Source organism: Psychroserpens mesophilus (genome assembly GCF_050617655.1).
GTDB classification, from domain to species: domain Bacteria; phylum Bacteroidota; class Bacteroidia; order Flavobacteriales; family Flavobacteriaceae; genus Psychroserpens; species Psychroserpens mesophilus_A.
The window spans coordinates 1-462 of sequence record NZ_JBODQC010000039.1; the positions used below are offsets into that span (position 1 = coordinate 1).

The 462-nt window shown below is 34.2% G+C and carries 1 protein-coding gene; it reads right to left on the minus strand.

Going from position 1 to position 462, the window contains the following annotated elements:
• The coding region (locus ACRHNM_RS16220; RefSeq protein ID WP_431137683.1) for a T9SS type A sorting domain-containing protein at window positions 1-462 on the minus strand (462 nt) is incomplete at its 5' end.

A 462-nucleotide genomic window follows, 5' to 3' on the forward strand; every position in this document is an offset into this window, starting at 1 on the left:
TTAGTCAATAATTACTTTTTTAGTTTTCTCTTGTCCATTGTCTTTCACAGTCACAATGTACACACCAGAGTTGATGTTAGACACATCTATACGGTTTTGTACACGTGTGTTATCAAGATTAGTACTGAGCACTAAACGTCCTTGAATATCGTATAATTCTAGAGATGTATTGTTACTTACCAACTGTCCACTTACCACAAGTTCTTTAGAAGTTTTCAGCGTAAAGATGTTTAATTTATCGATAGAATTTTCTACAGTTGATAAAGCGTCTTGCGAAGTTCTAAGGAAGAAACGACCAGTTCCTGCTATATCAGTAGTAGGTGTAAATACATAATCAGAGTTGTTTAACAATGTTACAGTATTTTCAACCACATCTTCAAGATATACATTAACAGATGCAGGTAATGTTGTGTCTGCAATGCTAAATGTAATTTGCTCACCTTGTTTAGCGTTCACTCCTAA